Here is a 20,461-nt window from a genome sequence, read left to right as displayed (position 1 = left end):
CCCTAACCAATTATGAACGAGTTCACCTTAGGTGTTGAAGAAGAATTTATGGTGATTGACCCCGTAACCAGGGAGTTACAATCGCACGATCAGAAAATTGTCGACAGCGCGCAGAAGATCCATGAAGACCAGGTAAAGGCCGAAATGCACCAGGCAGTTGTGGAGGTGGGCACCCACATTTGCCGCAATACCGAAGAAGCCCGCAAGGAAGTAGGTAAACTGCGCACCACCGTAGCCCAGCTGGCAGGCGATATTGGCCTGCGCATTGGCGCGGCAGGTACGCACCCCTTCTCGCACTGGCAGCACCAGCTAATAACAGACCATCCCAGATATTTTGAAATAGTAGACGAACTACAGGAGGCCGCACGCTCAAACCTTATTTTTGGGTTGCACGTGCATGTGGGCATTCAATCGCGCGACATGGCGATACATATTGCCAACCAGGCCCGGTACTTTTTGCCGCACGTATACGCATTATCAACCAATTCGCCTTTTTGGGAAGGGCGTAACACGGGTTATAAATCGTTCCGTACAAAAGTATTTGATAAGTTCCCCAGAACGGGCATCCCCGATTATTTTGACAGCATTGAAGATTACGACAGGTATATTAAACTGCTGGTAAAAACCAACTGTATTGATAACGCCAAAAAGATATGGTGGGATTTGCGGGTGCATCCATTCTTTGAAACTATCGAGTTCCGCGTGTGCGATTGCCCTATGCTGATTGATGAAACCATGACCTTTGTGGCATTGTTTCAGTGTATCTGCGCCAAGCTGTATAAACTGCGCCAAAGCAACATGAAGTTTATTACCTATAACCGGGCACTTATTAACGAGAATAAATGGCGTGCCGCCCGTTATGGCATAGATGGTAAAATGATAGACTTTGGCAAGGAGCTTGAAGTAAATACCCGCGCGCTGATACTGGAACTGCTGGACTTTATTGACGATGTAGTTGACGACCTGGGCTGCCGCGACGACCTGCAATACGTACACAAAATTTTAGAAAACGGAACCGGTGCCGACAGGCAGCTGGCCGTTTACAATCAAAGTAATAACTTTGTAGATGTGGTAGACTACATTACATCACAAACTTTAAAGGGAATATAAGAGAGAAATGAGCACAGATAAACCGGAAGTGAGAGTAGCCATATTAGACCTGTACGAGGGTGTGGCTAACGAAGGGATGCGGGGTTTCCGGGATATACTGGACCGTTACAAGGCGCAGCATGGCCTTGAATTAAGTTACCAAATTTTTGATGTACGCCTAAAAGGCCAGGTACCCGATACCGGCTTTGATGTGTACATATCAAGCGGCGGGCCGGGCAGCCCGCTGGATAGTGAGGGCACCGAGTGGGAGAAGAAATATTTCCGCCTGATGGATAAACTGGAAGCACACAATAAAAAAGAGGGCACGCAGAAAAAGCATGTTTTTTTTGTATGCCACTCGTTCCAACTGATGTGCCGCAAATACAATCTTGGCGATATTAACCTGAGGCGTTCGCCGTCGTTCGGCATATTACCGGTGCATTTAACCGAAGCAGGCCGTAACGAGCCCGTATTTGAAGGCCTTGTCGATCCGTTTTATACGGTGGATTCGCGCAGCTGGCAGGTGATCAATCCAAACACAGAGCGGTTTGCCGAACTGGGAATGGAAATATTGGCACTTGAAAAAGAGCGCCCCCATGTTAACCTGCCCCGCGCTGTGATGGCCATCCGTTTCAACGAATACTTTTTCGCTACGCAGTTTCACCCCGAGGCAGATGCATCAGGCATAAAAAACATGCTGCTGCGCGAGGATAAAAAAGACGAAGTAATAGCCGAGCACGGCGAAGGCAAATACCGCGAAATGCTGGAACGATTAGAAGATCCCGATAAAATAGTGCACACGCAAAATACAATCATTCCTAATTTTTTGGATGAGGCGATTTTGAAATATCAGGAGTATTACAGCAACCTATCCTAACTTGTTATGAAAGTAATTATTGGCATTTTATTGTTGTTTTGTGCCGTGTCGGTTAAATCGCAAAATGTCGAAAATCACCAGGTTGAGCCAAAAGGCATATATAAAGAAATAAATACGGACAGGGATAGTAAAATCATGGGGCAACTAATGAGTGAAAGCTCCATTAAAAAGCAAAGCCTAATTGATTCCGTTCAAAAAAATCCGAACGTATATATCCCACCCGTTATATATGCTTTATCTTATGCTCTTTTTCAACAAAACAAAAAAGACGATGCCATTTATTGGTTTTACCTGGCACAACTAAGGGCCAGGTATGATGTAAACAGATGCACCGACAAAACAGCATCTGCAGCACAATACAACCAGCTATTTGGCCCAAGCATTAATGAATACGCTTTTGCACATCTTGATATTTTAGAAAAAACTATCCCAAAGGTTATAACTTTTGTTGAAAGTAATGAAGAACTTTACGATCAACGATGGATAAATTTAAGTGGAATGGATGCTATGTCTGCAGGTTTAGGTGGTAAAGCCGAATCTAAAAATTTGAGTATTAATAAAGCCAAATGGCCTAAAATAAAGTCAGAAACAATAAAAGACTATTCGGACGGATTTAATGAAGCGTTAGCATCATTTAAAAAGAAGAATTAATCTATTGCTTATGAACCCCTCTATCAGAACAAACTTCAACCAAAACTTCACCGAAGAAAAGTATGCTGATTTTTTGGTAGACCTGAACGCCGGACTTAAAAACCCGATTGAATTTCGCATTGCAGAAACACCCGTGTTTTTAACGGATGATTTTAGGGATAAGCTGATACAGGCCGGTAATGAGATAGTTGCCACCATATTAAAACCCGATTTTAAACAACAAAGCGAACGCGCCATTCCCGAAAAATGCCGGGTAGCTAACGAGAATGACCACTCACATTTCATCGCTTTAGATTTTGGTGTTTGTAAAGATGAGGCTGGCAACATCGTTCCAAAATTGATAGAGATGCAGGGCTTCCCGTCGCTTTACGGCTTCCAGCTGCACCTGGCCGAAAATTACCGGCATGCGTTTGAGGTTCATGGCAACCAAACCATCTTTTTTAACGGCTTAAGCAAAAGCAGTTATCTCGCTCTATTGCGTAAAACCATTATCGGCCCTTACGAGCCCGATGAAGTGGTGATAATGGATGTAGATGCCCCAAACCAAAAAACCGCGGTAGATTTTTATATCACCCAAGGCTATATAGGCACGCCCGTTGTTTCCCTTGCCGACCTGATACAGGAAGGTAATCAGCTGTTTTACATATACAAAGGCGAAAAGAAGCGCATCCGAAGAATTTATAACCGCCTGATATTTGACGAAATAGAAAGCGACCCGGAGATATTTAACAAAGTAGTAGATATCCGCCAGCCACTTGATGTGGAATGGGTAGCGCACCCAAACTGGTTTTATCGCATCAGTAAGTTCACCATGCCTTTTTTACAAGGCGAATACATTCCACAAACGCAGTTTTTGCATGAGGTTAAGCAGATACCGGAAGACCTGCAGAACTATGTTTTAAAGCCACTCTTCAGCTTTGCCGGGCAGGGGGTTATCATCGATATTATGGATGGCGACATCGAAAAGATACAAGACCCGGAGAACTGGATATTGCAGGAAAAGGTAGCTTATACCCCTGTCCTTGAATCGCCGGATGGTGGTGTAAAAATAGAGATCCGCCTGTTGTACCTATGGCCCGATGGCGATGCAAAACCAACCCTTGCCATTAACCTTGCCAGGCTTAGCCGTGGTAAAATGATAGGCGTTAGGTATAATAAAGATTTTGACTGGGTTGGCGGCACAGTGGCCTTTATGCATAAATAAAAAGGGAACGTATACTCCTTTATAAACTTACTGACGCAAAGCAGCTTAACTATTTGGCTACTTTACGTATAAATAAACTTTATACTATTTAAATAGTCTGTACGTATATAAATAAAGTATTAATTTTGCATTATGGATATACAAGCAGTTGTTATCATTGTATTATTTATTGCAGCCGTTTTTTACGTTGGCCGTTTATTGTATAAAAGCTTGTTCACAAAAAAAAGCTGCGGCAGCAATTGCAAATGCGGGGTTGATTTTTCTGGCATTGAAGCTGGCAAACAATCCAAATAATCGTTGTTAATAGTTCACCTTATCACTTAATTTAATACTTAAATCCCCTTCATGTCTTCTAACAAGCAGGTATTTCAGGCTGATAACCCCGGCAGGTGGAACCGTTTTAAATGGCTTAGCCGCATTTTATTAATTGTTTTTGTAGTTGGTGTTGTAGCCGCTGTTGTTACGGTTACGTCAACAGTGTACCCTGATCTTCCCAATCTTGATAAAGCACCTCAAAGACTCAGTAAACAAAAATTAGATGAGTTGAAGAAATCAAAGCGGTATAAAGATTTTACAATTGAAAAGGCCGAAATAGAAGTTTTAGCAAAAGCACGCAGGCAGCATCAGCTTAAACATCCTAATAACGACAATCGTATTAATGCCGGTTTTTACAAAGCTTGGGAGGCGCAGGCATATAACTCACTTGCTGAACATATTGCCCGATTAGATATGATAGTAACTGAAGGTTTCAGTTTCTCACGTAATACCGATACACTTAAAGTAACTATAGATACCGGGCTTATCAATCTCAACAAAAAATACAAAAAACAAGTATTGGTAACGCTTTCTAACTACGTTAATATTGATAATGTTAGGGGTGAGTATGATCGAAAAGATGTATTGCGTATTTTTAAAAGTAAAAAATTGCGTACGGCTTTCATCAACAGCATGGTTGCCAAGCTTAAACACTACAATTTCAATGGCATCAATCTCGACATTGATGATCTGCCCGACCGTAACAGCAAAAACGTTATAGCTTTCGAAAACGATCTTTACAATATATTTCATGCACAAAACCTGCTGGTTACCACAAACGTGATCCCTTATGATGATGAGTATGACTTGAAGCGGCTGCAGCACATTAACGACTTTTTGTTTGTGATGGCTATTGATCAGCACTCGGATATGAGCAACGCCGGTGATATATCGCACCAGCATTGGGTTGAGGAGATTTTAGATGATGTATGCTCAAAAATACCGAGTGAAAAAATTATCCTTACCGTAGCTGGCGGAGGTTTTGATTGGCGCGAGGGGAGCGTTGGGCAAACTATTGGTTATCCGCAAGCCATAAGTACTGCAAAAGAAAATAAGAAAACCATTATTTACGATTCTCAATCAGCAAACCTTCATTACAGTTACCTGGGGCCCGATAGCCTAACGCATACCGTTTATTTTGCCGATGCTGCCACCAATTTTAATATTATCCGTATGGCCGATGACTGGGCTACCGGTGGTGTGGCACTATGGCGCCTCGGGTTTGAGGATCCACGTTTATGGACATTCTTTCAAAAAAATCTGTCGATAGATTCATTACGTAAAACCGGGGTGGATCTGCGAAGGTTAGATACCGTTGGCCTTAACAATAAAATAGACTACGCTGGAGAAGGCGGAGAGGTACTGGACCTGATAACAGTGCCACATACCGGTAAAATTGATGTAACGCTTGATAAATCAACCTTTACCATTACCAATCAAAAATATATAGACCTGCCAACCAAATATGTGATCCGCAGGTATGGATACAAACCGGGCAAAGTTGTTTTAACCTTTGATGATGGGCCAGACCCGGATTATACTCCCCGCATCCTTGATATCCTGAAAAAGGAAAAGGTACCGGCATCATTTTTTGTTGTGGGATCGATGGTAGAGAAGAATATCCCTTTATTGAAGCGTATTTATGATGAAGGCTATGAAATAGGTAACCATACCTTCTTTCACCCGGACATCTCAACCATTAGTTTAGACAGAGTTAGGCTCGAGCTAAACTCTACCCGTAAACTGATAGAATCTATCACCGGGCATAGCACTATACTTTTCCGCCCGCCATTTAATGCCGATGCCGAGCCGCAAACACTGGCCGAGGTAATACCGGTAGCAGAAAGTCGTAAACAACGTTATATTACCATAGGCGAATCTATAGATCCGTGGGACTGGCAGCCCGGCGTAACAGCCGATAGTATTATTGCCCGCACCATTCGCCAAAAAGACAATGGCAGTATGATACTGCTGCACGATGCCGGTGGCGACACCCGTGAAGAAACAGTTAAAGCCCTGCCCGAGATAATCCACTACTTTAAAAAGCACGGGTATCAGTTTACCACCATTGCCGATGTTTTGGGAAAAACCAAAGCCGACCTGATGCCGGTTGCCAAAGAAGAGAACAGCAGCTTTTGGGGCAAATATTATGACATTGTAGTGGTTGGCTTCTTTGTAGGCAACAGGTTTCTTTTCTACCTTTTCCTATCAGCTATATTTTTAGCCATGGGCCGTATTATACTAATAGGCATATTAGCTACAAGGCAATTTAATGTTAATAAGAAAATTGATACCGCCCCGCACCCACAACCACCGGTAAGCATTATTGTACCAGCTTATAATGAGGAGGTCACGGCCTTACGTACTATTGATAGTTTGCTAAAAACCGAGTACCCCAATTTTAACATTATTTTTGTTGATGATGGGTCTAAGGACAAAACCTTCCAGGTAGTTTCTGAAGCGTATGGCAATCATCCCCTGGTAAGGGTATTAACAAAGCCAAACGGCGGAAAAGCATCGGCACTAAACTTTGGCATTACCCATGCCGGGAACGATTTTGTGGTTTGTATTGATGCCGATACCCAGCTTAAAACAGATGCCATTTTTCATCTGATGGCCTACTTTACCGATGATGAAATTGGCGCGGTAGCAGGTACCGTAAAGGTTGGTAACGAAAACAACATCATAACCAAATGGCAATCGATAGAGTATATCACCGCGCAAAACATGGATAGGCGCGCATTTGATATCATCAACAGCATTACCGTAGTGCCCGGTGCAATAGGCGCGTTCCGCAAATCGGCCATATTCAGTGCCGGGGGCTTTACTTATGATACCCTGGCTGAGGATTGCGATTTAACTATGCGCATCCTAAAACAAGGCTATGTAATTAAAAACTGCGCCGAAGCTGTTGCCTATACCGAAGCGCCCGAAACCATCAACGCGCTGCTTAAACAACGCTTCCGCTGGAGTTTTGGGGTAATGCAAAGTTTCTGGAAAAACCGCGACGCGTTATTCAATAAAAAATTCAGCTACTTTGGTATGGTAGGGATGCCAAACATCCTTATCTTCCAGATCATCCTGCCGCTATTTTCGCCACTGGCCGATTTTATTATGATTTTGGGCCTGTTTGGTAGTCACCCCGAAAAAATGCTTACCTACTATGTAGCATTTGTATTGATTGACTTTTTGGTAGGCTGGCTGGCCTTCCGTATGGAGAAGGAAGATTATCGTAAACTAATATACATTATCCCGCAGCGTTTTATTTGGCGCCAGCTGATGTACTACATCCTGTTCAAATCTATCCGCAAGGCGCTTAAGGGCGAGCTAACTACCTGGGGCGTATTAAAACGCACAGGTAATGTAAAAATGAAGAAAGACGAACTATTGGGTGATAGCAACGAACCACCGATGTAGTTTGTGCATTAGTTCACTGGTTCATTCTTTTATTGACTGCTAATAAACCAGTGAACTAATGAGCAAATGAACCAATTGCCAAAAACCGTATCTTTGCGCCAATGCAATTAACAGACACCGTACCGGCAACGTGGGAAAAGGGCTATAACAACTATGGCCCCTGGCTTAAAGAGAAATACAAGGGGCACCGTGTATTTAAAGTTATTGTGGATGGTGGCTTTACCTGCCCCAACCGCGATGGCAGCAAAGGCTATGGTGGCTGCACCTACTGCAATGTAGACTCGTTCACCCCCTCTGTTAGTCGTAACGCCCCTACCGTGCGCGAGCAGGTTATACAGGGTATGGAACGCGCCCGTAACGGCAACAAGGCCGATAAATTTATCATTTACTTTCAGCCCAATACCAATACCTACGCCCCTGCACATTATTTAAAAATGATGTATGACGAGGCCTTGAGCTACGGTACCGAAGATATTGTTGGCCTAAGCGTAGGCACCCGCCCCGATTGCATCGACGCCGAGAAAATAGCCCTGTTGGAGAGCTATACAGACCGCTTTGATGTGGACCTGGAAATGGGCATGGAAAGCATTTACAACGATACGCTGAACCAGATAAACCGCGGCTGCAGCCACGAAGAACTGATCAAGGCACTTGCCCTTACCCAAAACACCAAACTTGATGTTTGTGTACACACCATTTTCGGTTTCCCATGGGAAACAAAAGAAATGATGCTGAAATACGCCGACGAGATAAACCGCCACGCGCAAATAAAATTTGTAAAATTCCACCACCTGCATATTGTAGAAGGCAGCGTAATGGGCGTAAAATACAAACGCGAACCATTCAAGCTTTTCAGCATTGATGAGTATGCCGATTTTTTATGCGAATTGCTGCCACTGGTAAGGCCCGATATCATTATCCAGCGATTATTTGGCTTAAGCGACCGCGAACTGCTTATCGCACCAAACTGGGGCCTTAAGAAAAGCGAGATCCAATACTATATAGACCAGCGGATAATAAGCCGTGGCGTAGTGCAGGGTAGTGCGCTTTAATTAGTGATTTATTGAGTTAGTGAATTAGCTTCTGCTTAATAGCCCCGCTGTCATTTCGAACGACATAGAGAAATCTTGTTCATTTGCCAGGCGGCAATTACTTAATGCCCAATAACAGCGAAGAGAGTGACGCAATGGCCAATACACATTCCCTATTTATCTAAACCCATTTAAACAAATTTTTCTTATTTTCCTTAATCCAAAGGTTCTGATAGATATTTGGTGCAGAACTGTGGTATCTTGTTTGCATAACGATAGCGAACAATTATCCGTAAAAATAATTTAAACAAGCGTTTTGGTGCAAAAACCTTTACAAAACTATATTCCTGCATTAACAGGGGTGCGCGCTTTAGCTGCTTACCTTGTATTTGTATCGCATTACGCCTACGCGTTTGATGAAAATTTTCCCCGTGCTGTGCAACGTTTTCTTAACGAGATGCACATCGGTGTTACTATTTTCTTTGTTTTATCGGGTTTTTTAATCGCTTTCAGATATTTTGACAGTTTTAAATTAACCGGCGACTGGTTTAAGCAATATCTTAAAAACAGGGTTGCCCGTATTTATCCTATGTATTTCCTGCTTACACTGGGGGCCTTTGTTTCTTACTATTTTACGCATGATCAAAAAGTGACCAACGGTTTCGGTAGTCCCATAGGGCTGTTTTTTATGAACATTACCTTTGTAAGGGGCTTTTTTGATCAGTTAAAGTTTACCGGTATTGCCCAGGGATGGAGTTTAACCGTTGAAGAATGCTTTTATTTTTCGGCGCCTTTCATATTTTACTTCGCAAAAAAATACAATAAGTTTTGGTTGCAATGGGCAGTTGTAACAGGTATAGGCGCTTTGCTGGTAGTTATATTTAGCCGTGTTAACTGGTATGGCTTTTTCGGCAATTTTACCTTTATGTTCCTGTACACCTTCTTAGGCCGTTGTTTTGAATTTTTCGCGGGGATCCAATTAGCATTGATTGTAAAGAAAAGACAGCCCAAAATTGACGGGCAAGCCAAAACATGGTTTACTTATGGCGGTTTCCTGCTCATATTTGTTTGCGTAGGCATCATGAGCATCCTGCCTATCCCTAAAGGCGAGGTAGCAGGTTTGCACCATCCGTTTGGTATTATTACCAATAACTATTTGCTGGCATCATCAATAGCCATGTTCTTTTACGGCCTGTTAACCGAAACAACCATTCTTAAAAAGATACTCAGCTTTAAATTTGTGGAGCTGCTTGGCAAAAGTTCGTATATATTTTACCTGATCCACCTTGGGTACATGTACGATTTTCTGCACCGATATTTCAACAAATGGAACGATGATATTTTTGAGCTTTATGATAAATGGGGTAAAGATTGGAACTCGCCTTTTCAGTACGATAACTTAAACGTTTTATACGCCTTTATCATTTTAAATGGGGTGGCCATACTGCTGTTTAAGCTTATAGAGGAACCGTTAAATCATTATATTCGTAAGTCGGATTTTTTGATCAAAAACAAACCACGTAACCCCGAAAATAACTCAGAAGCAATTAAGGCTTAATTATGGTGAACAGATCAAATAAGATACTTTTTATACTGTTTTGTACAGTTGCAACACTATGCCTGCAACACGTTACTGCTACCGCGCAGGATGAGGAGGACGGTATTTCTACCGTACTCACCCCCGGTAACAAAAACGCCATTTTTGACAGTAACGCCAAATATACTTTCGAGGTTAAAAATCCTACGGATGCGCCGCAAACAGGTACAGTATCATACCTCATAACCCAGCATGGTAAAAAATTAGGCTCGGGCAAGCAAAATGTAAAGTTGGGTAAGAAAAGCTCACAGAAATATGATTTTGAACTGCCTGCCATGAAATCGGGCTTTTACAAGGTTGATTTTATGGTGAACATCTCTGATTATGATGATACCACCCGCCGGGTATTTGGTGTAAAACCCGAAGAGATCCGCTCAAAATATGCCAAACCCGCAGATTTTGATGCCTTTTGGCAAAAAGCAAAAGACGAGCTGGCTAAGGTGAAACCAAACTTTAAGGTTACCCCAATGCCAAAAATGAATACTGATAACCGTAAAGTATTTTTGATAGAGATGCAATCGCTGGATAATTACACCATCCACGGCTGGATGACGGTACCTATCTCAAAAGATAAGAACCGCAAATTCTCAGTATTGCTGGGTTTACCCGGCTATCAGGTAAATTTGCTGCCGATAACCGGTTTAGACGAAGACCTTGCTATCATCACCTTAAATGTAAGGGGGCAGGGCAACAGCCGCGGCCCTATTGATACCCGCCGCGATGAATTTATTTTTTACCGTATTGAGGACCGTGACAACTACGTAATGCGTGGTGTAATTATGGATTGCATCCGTGCCGTTGATTTTGTGTACGCGCAACCCTACTTAAAGCACGATAACATACTGGCATCTGGCGGTAGTATGGGCGGCTATTTAGCCATTGCTACAGCAAGTCTTGATAAAAGGGTTAACCTTTGCTCGGCACAGAACCCTATACTTTGCGATGTAAACAATTTAGATGGCGAGGTTACCTGGCCAATAAACGACATTAAAAAATATATTAAAACACAACCCGGCCTAACTTTCGACAAAGTGCTTGGTAACCTTAACTATTACGACGGGAAAAATTTTGCCAGTAACCTGCAATGCTCAACCATTATGGGGATAGGTTTATTAGACCCGTACGCCCCACCCTATAATGAGTATGGCACGTTTAACATTATACCCGGCAAAAAAAGGCTGCTGGTGTTTAAAGATCTGGGGCACGAAGTAAGCCAGGTGTATAAAGATTTAGAGGGCAGGTGGATGCGTGACGCATTTGCATTATTTTAATAGCGAAGAGATGAATTTACTTAAAACTACTCATTTAAAGTATTTGCTGATAGCCATCGGGCTTGTTATGCTGATGCCGGCCAGCGGCCATGCAGGTGGTGCTGGCGGTTTCCCGGTACGGCCAAAAAGGCTGTTGCTGTCGCCGTCTTTCAGTTATTTTTATGCCAATAAAGGATGGGACTCGCTAAGTCATAAAACTCCTTTTGCCAATGGCGGGCAGTTCCAATCATTAGGCGTTTCGTTATATGCCGAATATGGTTTAAGCCGCAAGTTAACCTTAGTGGCTTTATTGCCTTATGTAAGAAATACGTATGAAGACAATACCGCCAAAACCGTAAGCTCGGGCTTTACCGATATGGAAGTAGGCTTGCGTTATTACCTGGCCAACATCAACTACATTTATTACTTTACTATACAGGGTACATTTGTGCAACCCTTATATACCGATCTTAGCCTCGGCTACAAACAACAAGGTGCCGAAATTAAACTGGCCTTTGCGGGCAGTGGCAAAGTGCTGGGTAAAAACTATTACTTTACGTTAGAGAATGGCGTGCGCCAGTATTTTGGCTCCCAGGGCCCAATACAGGATAGGTACAATGGCTCGTTCGGTTTAACGCTGGATAGGAAGTTTAAACACCAGATCTCGGCTTCCATCAGTGGTTTTTATTCGGCCAGTAGCTTTACTAAATTCTCGCCTATACAGGCAACTAACAAAAACTTTGCGTTTAACCAGGCATCGTTAACATACGGCTACACATTTAGCAGGCGCTTCTCGGTATTCTTATCGGGCGGGCATTTCATTAACGGCCGCAACACAGGCGATGGCACTACCGCATCGGCATCATTCCTGTTTAAACCATTCAGATAAGTTTCAATAAAAATACATGGGCAAATTATTCGTCATATTTTTTCTCATTCCTTTTTGCTGCGCCGCGCAAACGGCCGAAACCTTTATGCAAAGCGGTAATGCAAAAGCAGGGGCAAAAAACTATAATGCCGCCATTGCCGATTTTACCAAAGCCATACAGCTTGAGCCCAAGAACGGGCGCGCTTACTTTTACCGCGCCAATGCTTATAACGACCAGAAGGAATACACCATGGCCGTGCAGGATTATGACCGCGCTATTGAACTCGACCCTAAAAATCCCTTCGCTTATTTTTATCGCGGTAACGCAAACAACGCGCAGCAAAAATATGCCGATGCTATAACTGATATTACCAAAGCCATTGCTTTAGCCCCCAATGCCGACATGTACCATTACAGGGCCAATGCCAAAGCCAGCCTTGGCGACCATGCCGGGGCGGTTGAAGATTTCACTAAAGCCATCGCTTTAGACCCTAAAGACCCATCGTTATATGAGTACCGGGGTGTAGCCAAAAGCAACCTGAAAGACAATGATGGTGCTATTGAGGATTACGACAAAGCTGCTGCCCTTGATCCAAAAAACTCCGACCTGATCTATTACCGTGCTAATGCAAAAGGCAACACCGGTAATTTTAAAGGCGCCATTGCCGATTATACCGCGGCACTTGCCCTTAACCCTAAAAACGTCGAAGCGCTGTTTTATCGCGGCAACGCATACGGCAACCTTAAAAATTATAGTGCCGCCATTGCCGACTATAAAAAAACAATTAGCCTAAACCCTAAGCTGCCCAACTTATACCAGTACCTGGCAAACGCACTAAGCAATAACAACAATAAAAAGGAGGCGCTTGAATATTTTGGGCAGGCTATAAAGCAGGACCCTAACAACGCCGAACTTTACTTGTATGATGGCATCGTAAAGTATAACCTTAACGATCGGGAAGGCGCAATTGCCGATTTTGATAAATCGATAGATCTAAAACCCAGCGCCGAAGCTTATCAGCACCGGGCTGATATGAAACTGGACGATAAGGATTACGACGGCTCAAAAGAAGATGCGGATAATGCCATTAAACTGGATGCTAAAAACAGTTACGCCTACATTACCCGGGCAAGGGCCAAACTGGAACTAAAGGATACCACTACTGCCCTGGCCGATTTGAACCTGGGCATTAAAATGAACCCCAATAACGATTACTCTTATGTGCTACTGGGTAACATAGCAACCGACCGTAAAGATTACGACACCGCGCTTAAAAACTATACTAAAGCATTAGACATACAGGCCGGTAACATAGAGACACGCTTAAGGCGCGCAAACACCCGTTTAAAAGCAGGTGACAGGCCCGGCGCTTTAGCCGATTTTAAGAAGATAGCAGATATTGGTACCGACGATGATAACTTTTATGCCCGCATGGTGCATGCTATGATGAAAGGCGGTTTTTATACCGAAGGTTTACCTATATTTAATGAGTTGATAACCAAAAACCCTAAAATGGCTGCTTTTTACGTAGGCCGCGGTGCGGCTAAACAAGGCATGGGCGACCCTAACGGTGCTATTTTAGATTATAATACTGCCATAAAGCTGGATACTGCATCCGTAGATGCATATAGTAACCGTGGCAGCGCAAAGTTTGATCTGAAAGATAACGCGGGTGCCCTGGCGGATATAGCCAAAGCCATTAAAATACACGAAGGTGCCGAAGAGCCTTACATCATCAGGGCTAAAATACGCATGGCTATGAAGAACTACCAGGGGGCTGTAGATGATTACAACACCATTTTGTTTATAGATCTGGATAACAACATTGTGTTTGCCCAACGTGGTTTAGCCCGCAGCTTTTTAGGTGATACCGAACGCGCCAATGCCGATCTAAACTATGCAGTTAAACTTGAGCCTAAAAACGACGAGGTATATAACCTGCGCGGGCAGGCCAAAATCAACATGAAGGATGCAACGGCCTGTGCCGATTTTAAGCAGGCCATAGTATTAGGCTCTAAAGCAGCGGTTGCTTTGGCTCAGATGTATTGTAAGTAGTAGAATTAATCTATATGTCATTGCGAGCGATAGCGCGGCAATCTCATAGGACAAGCGGATATACTAAGGTTGCCACGCCGCTAAGCCCTCGCAAATTTGTCATGCTGAACATCGTGAAGAATCTATTTGCCGCCATGCATGCGGCGATTGCAAAATTCGCTAACAGATCCTTCGCTACCGCTCAGGATGACAAGTTTTAAAAACTACATCTTCCCAAACAACTCTTCAACAGCTTTTACGCGGTAATCAAATATATCTTTTACCTTTTTACCCACATACACCTTATTAGTCAATCGCCCAACAATACCAAAGGGGATGGCGTAATTAAGAATATCGGTCATTTCTACACCGCCGGCTATCTCCCTAAAGTGATGCTGATGGTGCCAGAGCGCGTATGGCCCAAAGCGCTGCTCGTCCACAAAATATTGCTTATCCTGCACATGGGTTATTTCGGTCATCCAGTTTAATTTGATGCCTGCCAGCGGCGAAATTTTGTAGGTGATGATCATCCCCGCATACATTTTTGTATTGGCGGTATAATCTGAGGTCACCACAAACCGCATATCGGCCGGGGTTATCTTCTCCAGGTTTAATGGCGAAGAAAAAAAGTCCCAGGCCTCATCCAAACTAATGGGAATATTCTGTTTAAACTTTAAAGCGTATGTTTTCACGATGGGTTAACAGGTTGCATTGACAATTGTTATATTGTTTGATGGTTATATTGTTAGTCTAACTAATTGTTTTATTGTGGATGCTATATTATTAGCTGGCGGCAAAGCAATAGAACAATCCAGCAATAAAACAATTCTACAATTATAATCCGTTTGCCTCGGTAGCTATGGGCAGGTCGCGGCGGCTCCACTCACTCCACGAGCCTACGTAAAGCTTTGGCCCTGTAATGCCGGCGTGCTCCATACCCAGTAAAGTATGGCAGGCCGTGACACCCGATCCGCAATGCACAATCACATTTTCGGGCTTAATATCACCAATAGTATCCTTATAAAGGGTTGCCAATGCCTGCGATGTAAGATACCTCCCTTCGGGCGAAAGGCTGTTGCTGTAAAAAAGGTTTACAGCGCCCGGTATATGGCCGGCAACCAAATCAAGCGGCTCGGTATGGCCAAGGTAACGCTGCCCTTCGCGTACATCAATCACCAGGCGGTCGTCGGCTTTGGCAGCGGCCTTTACCTCTTCAATATCTACCGTATGCCGGTACTGCTCAGGGATTGGATACGGCCCCGCTGCTACAGGTTTATAATCATCGGTACTCAATTCCACACCTTCATCAGTAGCGGCTTTTAAACCGCCGTTAAGCACTTGTACACTGGTATGCCCTATCGAACGCAGCATCCACCAAAGGCGTGCGCCACCCATGGCCGCATTTTTATCGTCATAAACTACCACATGGCTATTTGGCGTTACGCCCCAGCGGGATAAGGTAGCGGCAAAATCTTTTAAGGATGGCAAAGGGTGCCTGCCGCCAATAGCAGCATCAGCAGGGTGCGAAGCCAGGTCGTCATCCAGCGTGGCTAAAATAGCATTAGGCAGGTGGCCTGCAAGGTAACGCTCGTGCGCGTTTGCGCCAGCACGTACATCTATCAATATGGTTGCGGGGTCAAAAACCCTCGGGTCGGTAATTTCAATAAGTGGAGACATGAGTATTGATGATTAGTTAATTAGTGATTAGAGGTTAGGTGGAACCCGTCCCACTATTACCCATCACTTTTTGCAGGCAAGTTAAAAAAACACCGGCACAAATAAAACCATTCACCACGCTCTATTCATCACTCACCAACAAATTACTGTACCATTTTATTAGCACAGCACGAACTTGCAAAAGCTTCGGGTTTGGCCTTAAACACAAACCCCATACTCAGGATGTAGCCCATGGCTTCGTGCAGGGCAGCGTTACTTTTAAACATTGGGTTGGTGTTGATATCGGCATGTACTTCCAGGCCTACATCATACAGGTCAAGCAGGTCGCAAAGTTTGTAGGCAATGTCGATAGATTTTTGCACCTCGTAAAGCATGCGCTCTTTGATGGTCATTTTTTGCGAGGTGCGCTCCTGGTGGATAAACATAAAGGCGCCACGCTGCTCGCGGATAAAAACAATTACGGTAGCAAAATCGGTAACTGAGCCTTTTACCTGCGAATCTGTGCCGATGCAAACTTTTAGTTTATTGCCAAGGCTGGCTTCCCGTTCAATCGCTGCTTCTACTTCCTCTAAAATGGGTGTTTGGATCACCTCACCGCTAAATTTTCTCCAGGTCATAAAAATCGTTTTTAAGGTTATTTTATGCGACCCATTTTATAGGTCTATAAAAATAAGCGATTAACTATTTTATAAACGTTAATATGCAGTAATTTATTTGTTAACATTTAACTGAATATTAACAGGTTAGGCAATAATTAGGGAAGGTTATTGCGTGGTACGAAGAAGTGTTGGCGGGGGAAACAAAAAAGCCGCTTCCTTTTCAGGTAACGGCTTTATATTAGGTGTAATTGGATCTTGTTTAGCGGGCCTTGTAATTTTTGGCCTTTTTAACCGGTATATGTGGCTTGCCCTGCGGATAGATCTCAGGCGCACCAACCATGGTCATGGCGCAACGGAAACCAACTTCGGCACTTGCGTCACCCTGATCCATAAAACGGCGTGTTGCCGGGTTTAACCAGTACGACAAATCGTTCCACGAACCGCCTTTGTAAACTTTTGAATGGTTGTTGACCAAAGTGGTGGTACCATAAAGGCTGTTATTTACCGAGTCGCCATAGCCCCTGTAATCATTGGTATAAGCTTTACCCGCAAGCGGGTCTTTTACACCGCCGGCATTTGCTGTAACAGCACCTGAGGCCGGTTGCGCGCTATTAGCCGGTTGATTAGCATTTGCAGCCTGTGCCTGCTGCTGGGCTATCATATCGCTGTATTTTAGTTTCTTGTCAGATTTTGCAGGGTCTTTAATAGGGCGGCCGTATTTATCTTTTGCATACTGGCCTTTTGTTGGGTCGGCAAGGCGTTTGTTGGTAAACTCGTTACCACGGAACGGGTTCAGATCGTCCATCTCTTCAAACGAAGTTTGGCGATAGGTATCGGCAACCCATTCATTAACGTTACCTGCCATGTTGTACAAACCAAAATCATTTGGCTGGTATGAACGTACCGGCGCAGTAATAATAGCCTTATCATTCAAACCACCGCCAACACCTGCGTTATCGCCGGCGCCGCGTTTAAAGTTGGCCAGTATTAAACCACGTGTATTTTTTTTAGGTGAACGTACGCCAAGGCCATCCCATGGGTAAATCCTGCCATCATTAATATTCTCGAACTGCGTATTGCCCGCAAGTGCCAAAGCAGCATATTCCCACTCCGCTTCCGACGGTAAGCGATATCCTTGTTTTAGTATACCATCCTCTAAACGTGCCGGCCTGCGTGCGCCGTTACGGCCATTGGTAGCCTGCGCATTCGGGTTAAGGTCTTTTATCATATTCTTACCGTCAATACCGGGGCCTTGCACCTGCCCGTTAAGGTACATATCGGTATTAAACGGCTGCTTGCCATCGGCTGTGCCAACCGCCGCGCCGTTTACCCCGGCTGCTGCATTAGCACCGCCCGCGCCGTTAGCGCTTGCCGCGCCGGCAACCTGCCCGTTACGGCCACCGCCTGCCTGTTCTTTCCAGGTGGTCATGATGCCTTTTTCGCGTAAAATATTTTCGTTGGTCCGGTCTGTACGCCATACACAATATTCTTGTGCCTGCTCCCAGGTAACACCCACTACCGGGTAATCCTGAAACGCCGGGTGGCGCAGGTAGTTATCTACGTAAGGCTCGTTGTAAGATAAAGGCTTACGCCACACCAAAGTATCTGGCAGGGCATTATAATAAAGCTCATTATCGGTTGGGAAAGTAATATTTATCCAGTGCAGGTAATCCAGCCAGTCCTGGTTAGATACCTCTGTTTCATCCATATAAAAAGAAGGCACAGTTACCCTGCGGCGCAGGTTATTGTACTCGTAAGCAACATCCTGATCAGCGCTTCCACCTAAAACAAATGTACCGCCCTCAATAGGTACAAGGCCGGGGCCCGGTGAGGGGTGGCTTTGCCTGTAGCGTAAATAACCACCGTTTGTCCTGTCGTTATATGCTAAACCTGTTTTTTGCGATTGCTGTTTGTTACTGCAGCTGCTAAGCATTACACCTAAACCCAACATCACTAAAGCAGTATTAGTAAGTACTTTCATATTTTGCAAAATATATTTGGAGGTAAATTTATAAAAAATCGATTATAAACCTTAAGCTTATTTAAACGTATATTTTATGCACCAAGTTACAATAATTTAAACTATTAACGGTTTAGCTCAAACTACTTGCATATTAACATTAATAATTCCGTATGCTTATTTATTATTTTTAAATAATAAACCTAAATTGCACCCAATGAAGTTTTTGAGCCTTAAAAGCCTTAGTGTATATTTTTTACTTGCGCTGCCCGCTTTTGCGGCGGCGCAAAGCACAACCACTACAAGCGGCAGCGGTGTTAACGCAATACCTACTGCAGTACCGTTTTTAAACATCTCACCCGATTCTCGCTCGGGCGCCATGGGCGATGCTGGCGTTGCCATATCGCCGGATGTTAACGCCAATTACTGGAACCCCGCAAAACTTGCTTTTTTAGAAGATAATGACAACGTAGCCTTATCATACAGCCCATGGTTAAGGCACCTGGTGCCCGATGTAAGCCTGGCCTATTTAAGTTACGCACATAAAATTGACGATCGTAACACCTTCGGAGCATCATTACGTTACTTTAATTTGGGGTCGATACAACTGATCGATGCCAACCAAACCGATCAGGGCCTTTACAAACCCAGCGAGTTCTCTATCGATGCTTCATTTGCCCGTAAGTTTGGCGAAAACTTTTCATTGGGTTTAACCATGCGTTATATCTACTCTAATTTTAGCAACGGGGCCTTTGTATCGGGCTCGGGGCAGCAAAACAAAGCGGGTAACGCTATATCTGCAGGCGTATCGCTGTTCTATCAAAAACCGTATGGCGATGGTTCCTTGTTTGCCTTTGGTACCAATATATCTAACATAGGTAACAAAATAAGCTATACCAGCAGCGGGCCAAGCTACTTTTTGCCTGCCAATTTAAAACTTGGTGTGGCCAACACCTGGTCGCTTGATGATGTGAGCAAGTTTACCGTTGCTTTTGATATTAATAAACTTTTGGTACCTACCCCGCCTATACGTGATAATAACGGTAACATTATATCAGGCAAAAACGATGATGTATCGGTACCTGCGGGTATCTTTCAATCTTTTGGGGATGCACCCGGCGGTTTTAGCGAAGAGTTAAAAGAGCTAAGCTTTTCGCCGGGGTTAGAGTACTCATATAATAACCTTTTGGCTATAAGAGCCGGTTATTTTTACGAGAACCCCAACAAAGGCGGCAGGCACTATGCCACCGCGGGTTTTGGTTTAAAATACAATATCTTTCAGTTTGATTTTTCATACCTGATGGCCAGCCAGCAAAACAGTCCGCTTGCTAATACGCTGCGGTTTACCTTATCGGCCAGTTTTGGCGGCACCAACAACGCATCTAAAAAATAATGGCTAAAATTAAAGTAGGCTTTGGGTTTGATGTACATCAACTCAAACAAAACCATCCGTTTATATTAGGCGGCGTAAATTTAGAACATACCGCCGGCGCTTACGGCCACTCTGATGCCGACGTACTATTACACGCCATTTGCGATGCCCTTTTAGGCGCCGCTAACCTGCGCGATATTGGCTTTCATTTCTCAAACACTGACGATCGCTGGAAAGGCATCAGCAGCCTGATACTGTTACAGCATGTAGTAGCCCTGCTGGCCGAAAAGAACTGGAAAATAGGCAATATAGATGCTATGGTATGCCTGGAAGCACCCAAAATAAACCCGCACATCCCCGCCATGCAGGCCAACATTGCTAAAGCCGCCGGAATAGATGCTGACGATATCTCCATCAAAGCCACCACAAACGAAAAACTGGGCTTTATAGGCCGCGAGGAAGGCGTTGTAGCTTACGCTGTTTGTTTGATAGAAAGGCCTTAATCGTAAACTGGGATTA

The 20,461-nt window shown here is 44.0% G+C and carries 17 protein-coding genes; 13 read left to right on the top strand and 4 right to left on the bottom strand.

Going from position 1 to position 20,461, the window contains the following annotated elements:
• Positions 1 to 12: 12 nt before the first annotated feature.
• The 11 genes from IDJ75_RS18150 to IDJ75_RS18100 all read left to right on the top strand — a co-directional run bounded on the left by IDJ75_RS18150 (position 13) and on the right by IDJ75_RS18100 (position 14,355).
• Entirely contained in the window at positions 13 to 1,110 is a 1,098-nt protein-coding gene (locus IDJ75_RS18150) for a carboxylate-amine ligase (RefSeq protein ID WP_191177065.1), read from the top strand.
• 7 nt (positions 1,111 to 1,117) lie between these two features.
• Positions 1,118 to 1,966, top strand: coding sequence for a type 1 glutamine amidotransferase (locus tag IDJ75_RS18145; protein WP_191177064.1), 849 nt, complete (start codon positions 1,118 to 1,120; stop codon positions 1,964 to 1,966).
• Between the two features lie 6 nt (positions 1,967 to 1,972).
• Positions 1,973 to 2,617 (top strand): hypothetical protein, encoded by a 645-nt coding sequence (locus IDJ75_RS18140; RefSeq protein ID WP_191177063.1) that lies wholly within the window; start codon positions 1,973 to 1,975, stop codon positions 2,615 to 2,617.
• A gap of 10 nt (positions 2,618 to 2,627) precedes the next feature.
• Complete coding sequence (locus tag IDJ75_RS18135) at positions 2,628 to 3,821, top strand: hypothetical protein (protein ID WP_191177062.1); 1,194 nt, start codon at positions 2,628 to 2,630, stop codon at positions 3,819 to 3,821.
• Between the two features lie 132 nt (positions 3,822 to 3,953).
• Positions 3,954 to 4,115, top strand: a complete 162-nt coding sequence (locus IDJ75_RS18130; protein WP_191177061.1) for a FeoB-associated Cys-rich membrane protein — start codon at positions 3,954 to 3,956, stop codon at positions 4,113 to 4,115.
• A gap of 51 nt (positions 4,116 to 4,166) precedes the next feature.
• On the top strand, positions 4,167 to 7,553 hold the full coding sequence (locus IDJ75_RS18125; RefSeq protein WP_191177060.1) for a glycosyltransferase: 3,387 nt from the start codon (positions 4,167 to 4,169) through the stop codon (positions 7,551 to 7,553).
• 101 nt (positions 7,554 to 7,654) lie between these two features.
• Positions 7,655 to 8,605 (top strand): TIGR01212 family radical SAM protein, encoded by a 951-nt coding sequence (locus tag IDJ75_RS18120; RefSeq protein WP_191177059.1) that lies wholly within the window; start codon positions 7,655 to 7,657, stop codon positions 8,603 to 8,605.
• Between the two features lie 298 nt (positions 8,606 to 8,903).
• Positions 8,904 to 10,142 (top strand): acyltransferase family protein, encoded by a 1,239-nt coding sequence (locus tag IDJ75_RS18115; protein ID WP_191177058.1) that lies wholly within the window; start codon positions 8,904 to 8,906, stop codon positions 10,140 to 10,142.
• A 2-nt stretch (positions 10,143 to 10,144) separates the two neighbouring features.
• The gene (locus tag IDJ75_RS18110) at positions 10,145 to 11,452 is read left to right on the top strand and encodes an acetylxylan esterase (RefSeq protein ID WP_191177057.1); all 1,308 of its coding nucleotides are present in this window, start codon (positions 10,145 to 10,147) and stop codon (positions 11,450 to 11,452) included.
• 10 nt (positions 11,453 to 11,462) lie between these two features.
• Entirely contained in the window at positions 11,463 to 12,320 is an 858-nt protein-coding gene (locus tag IDJ75_RS18105; protein ID WP_191177056.1) for a hypothetical protein, read from the top strand.
• Between the two features lie 16 nt (positions 12,321 to 12,336).
• Complete coding sequence (locus tag IDJ75_RS18100) at positions 12,337 to 14,355, top strand: tetratricopeptide repeat protein (protein WP_191177055.1); 2,019 nt, start codon at positions 12,337 to 12,339, stop codon at positions 14,353 to 14,355.
• Between the two features lie 203 nt (positions 14,356 to 14,558).
• Here IDJ75_RS18100 and IDJ75_RS18095 read toward each other — a convergent pair whose 3' ends face one another.
• From IDJ75_RS18095 to IDJ75_RS18080, 4 genes are all read right to left on the bottom strand, one after another.
• Positions 14,559 to 15,026 carry an SRPBCC family protein gene (locus tag IDJ75_RS18095; RefSeq protein WP_191177054.1) on the bottom strand — a complete coding sequence of 156 codons (468 nt, stop codon included), beginning with the start codon at positions 15,024 to 15,026 and terminating at the stop codon, positions 14,559 to 14,561.
• Between the two features lie 142 nt (positions 15,027 to 15,168).
• Entirely contained in the window at positions 15,169 to 16,011 is an 843-nt protein-coding gene (locus IDJ75_RS18090; RefSeq protein WP_191177053.1) for a sulfurtransferase, read from the bottom strand.
• A gap of 143 nt (positions 16,012 to 16,154) precedes the next feature.
• The gene (locus tag IDJ75_RS18085; RefSeq protein WP_191177052.1) at positions 16,155 to 16,628 is read right to left on the bottom strand and encodes a ribonuclease H-like YkuK family protein; all 474 of its coding nucleotides are present in this window, start codon (positions 16,626 to 16,628) and stop codon (positions 16,155 to 16,157) included.
• A gap of 241 nt (positions 16,629 to 16,869) precedes the next feature.
• Entirely contained in the window at positions 16,870 to 18,591 is a 1,722-nt protein-coding gene (locus tag IDJ75_RS18080; RefSeq protein ID WP_191177051.1) for an SUMF1/EgtB/PvdO family nonheme iron enzyme, read from the bottom strand.
• A gap of 196 nt (positions 18,592 to 18,787) precedes the next feature.
• On the opposite strand from IDJ75_RS18080, the gene porV reads away from it, so the two are divergent.
• Both porV and ispF read left to right on the top strand, forming a co-directional pair.
• Positions 18,788 to 19,963, top strand: coding sequence for a type IX secretion system outer membrane channel protein PorV (gene porV / locus IDJ75_RS18075; protein ID WP_191177050.1), 1,176 nt, complete (start codon positions 18,788 to 18,790; stop codon positions 19,961 to 19,963).
• Positions 19,963 to 20,445 carry a 2-C-methyl-D-erythritol 2,4-cyclodiphosphate synthase gene (gene ispF, locus IDJ75_RS18070; RefSeq protein ID WP_191177049.1) on the top strand — a complete coding sequence of 161 codons (483 nt, stop codon included), beginning with the start codon at positions 19,963 to 19,965 and terminating at the stop codon, positions 20,443 to 20,445. The genes porV and ispF overlap by 1 nt, the downstream gene beginning before the upstream one ends.
• The last annotated feature ends 16 nt before the right edge of the window (positions 20,446 to 20,461 follow it).

Source organism: Mucilaginibacter rigui (genome assembly GCF_014773275.1).
Taxonomy (GTDB): Bacteria; Bacteroidota; Bacteroidia; order Sphingobacteriales; family Sphingobacteriaceae; genus Mucilaginibacter; species Mucilaginibacter rigui_A.
Note: the sequence above shows the minus strand (reverse complement) of the source record. Positions and strands in the feature narration are given on the sequence as shown.

Coding starts and splice junctions, on each gene's coding strand:
- IDJ75_RS18150 (WP_191177065.1), top strand. CDS start 13: ATGAACGAGTTCACCTTAGGTGTTGAAGAAGAATTTATGGTGATTGAC.
- IDJ75_RS18145 (WP_191177064.1), top strand. CDS start 1,118: ATGAGCACAGATAAACCGGAAGTGAGAGTAGCCATATTAGACCTGTAC.
- IDJ75_RS18140 (WP_191177063.1), top strand. CDS start 1,973: ATGAAAGTAATTATTGGCATTTTATTGTTGTTTTGTGCCGTGTCGGTT.
- IDJ75_RS18135 (WP_191177062.1), top strand. CDS start 2,628: ATGAACCCCTCTATCAGAACAAACTTCAACCAAAACTTCACCGAAGAA.
- IDJ75_RS18130 (WP_191177061.1), top strand. CDS start 3,954: ATGGATATACAAGCAGTTGTTATCATTGTATTATTTATTGCAGCCGTT.
- IDJ75_RS18125 (WP_191177060.1), top strand. CDS start 4,167: ATGTCTTCTAACAAGCAGGTATTTCAGGCTGATAACCCCGGCAGGTGG.
- IDJ75_RS18120 (WP_191177059.1), top strand. CDS start 7,655: ATGCAATTAACAGACACCGTACCGGCAACGTGGGAAAAGGGCTATAAC.
- IDJ75_RS18110 (WP_191177057.1), top strand. CDS start 10,145: ATGGTGAACAGATCAAATAAGATACTTTTTATACTGTTTTGTACAGTT.
- IDJ75_RS18105 (WP_191177056.1), top strand. CDS start 11,463: ATGAATTTACTTAAAACTACTCATTTAAAGTATTTGCTGATAGCCATC.
- IDJ75_RS18100 (WP_191177055.1), top strand. CDS start 12,337: ATGGGCAAATTATTCGTCATATTTTTTCTCATTCCTTTTTGCTGCGCC.
- IDJ75_RS18090 (WP_191177053.1), bottom strand. CDS start 16,011: ATGTCTCCACTTATTGAAATTACCGACCCGAGGGTTTTTGACCCCGCA.
- IDJ75_RS18085 (WP_191177052.1), bottom strand. CDS start 16,628: ATGACCTGGAGAAAATTTAGCGGTGAGGTGATCCAAACACCCATTTTA.
- IDJ75_RS18080 (WP_191177051.1), bottom strand. CDS start 18,591: ATGAAAGTACTTACTAATACTGCTTTAGTGATGTTGGGTTTAGGTGTA.
- porV (WP_191177050.1), top strand. CDS start 18,788: ATGAAGTTTTTGAGCCTTAAAAGCCTTAGTGTATATTTTTTACTTGCG.
- ispF (WP_191177049.1), top strand. CDS start 19,963: ATGGCTAAAATTAAAGTAGGCTTTGGGTTTGATGTACATCAACTCAAA.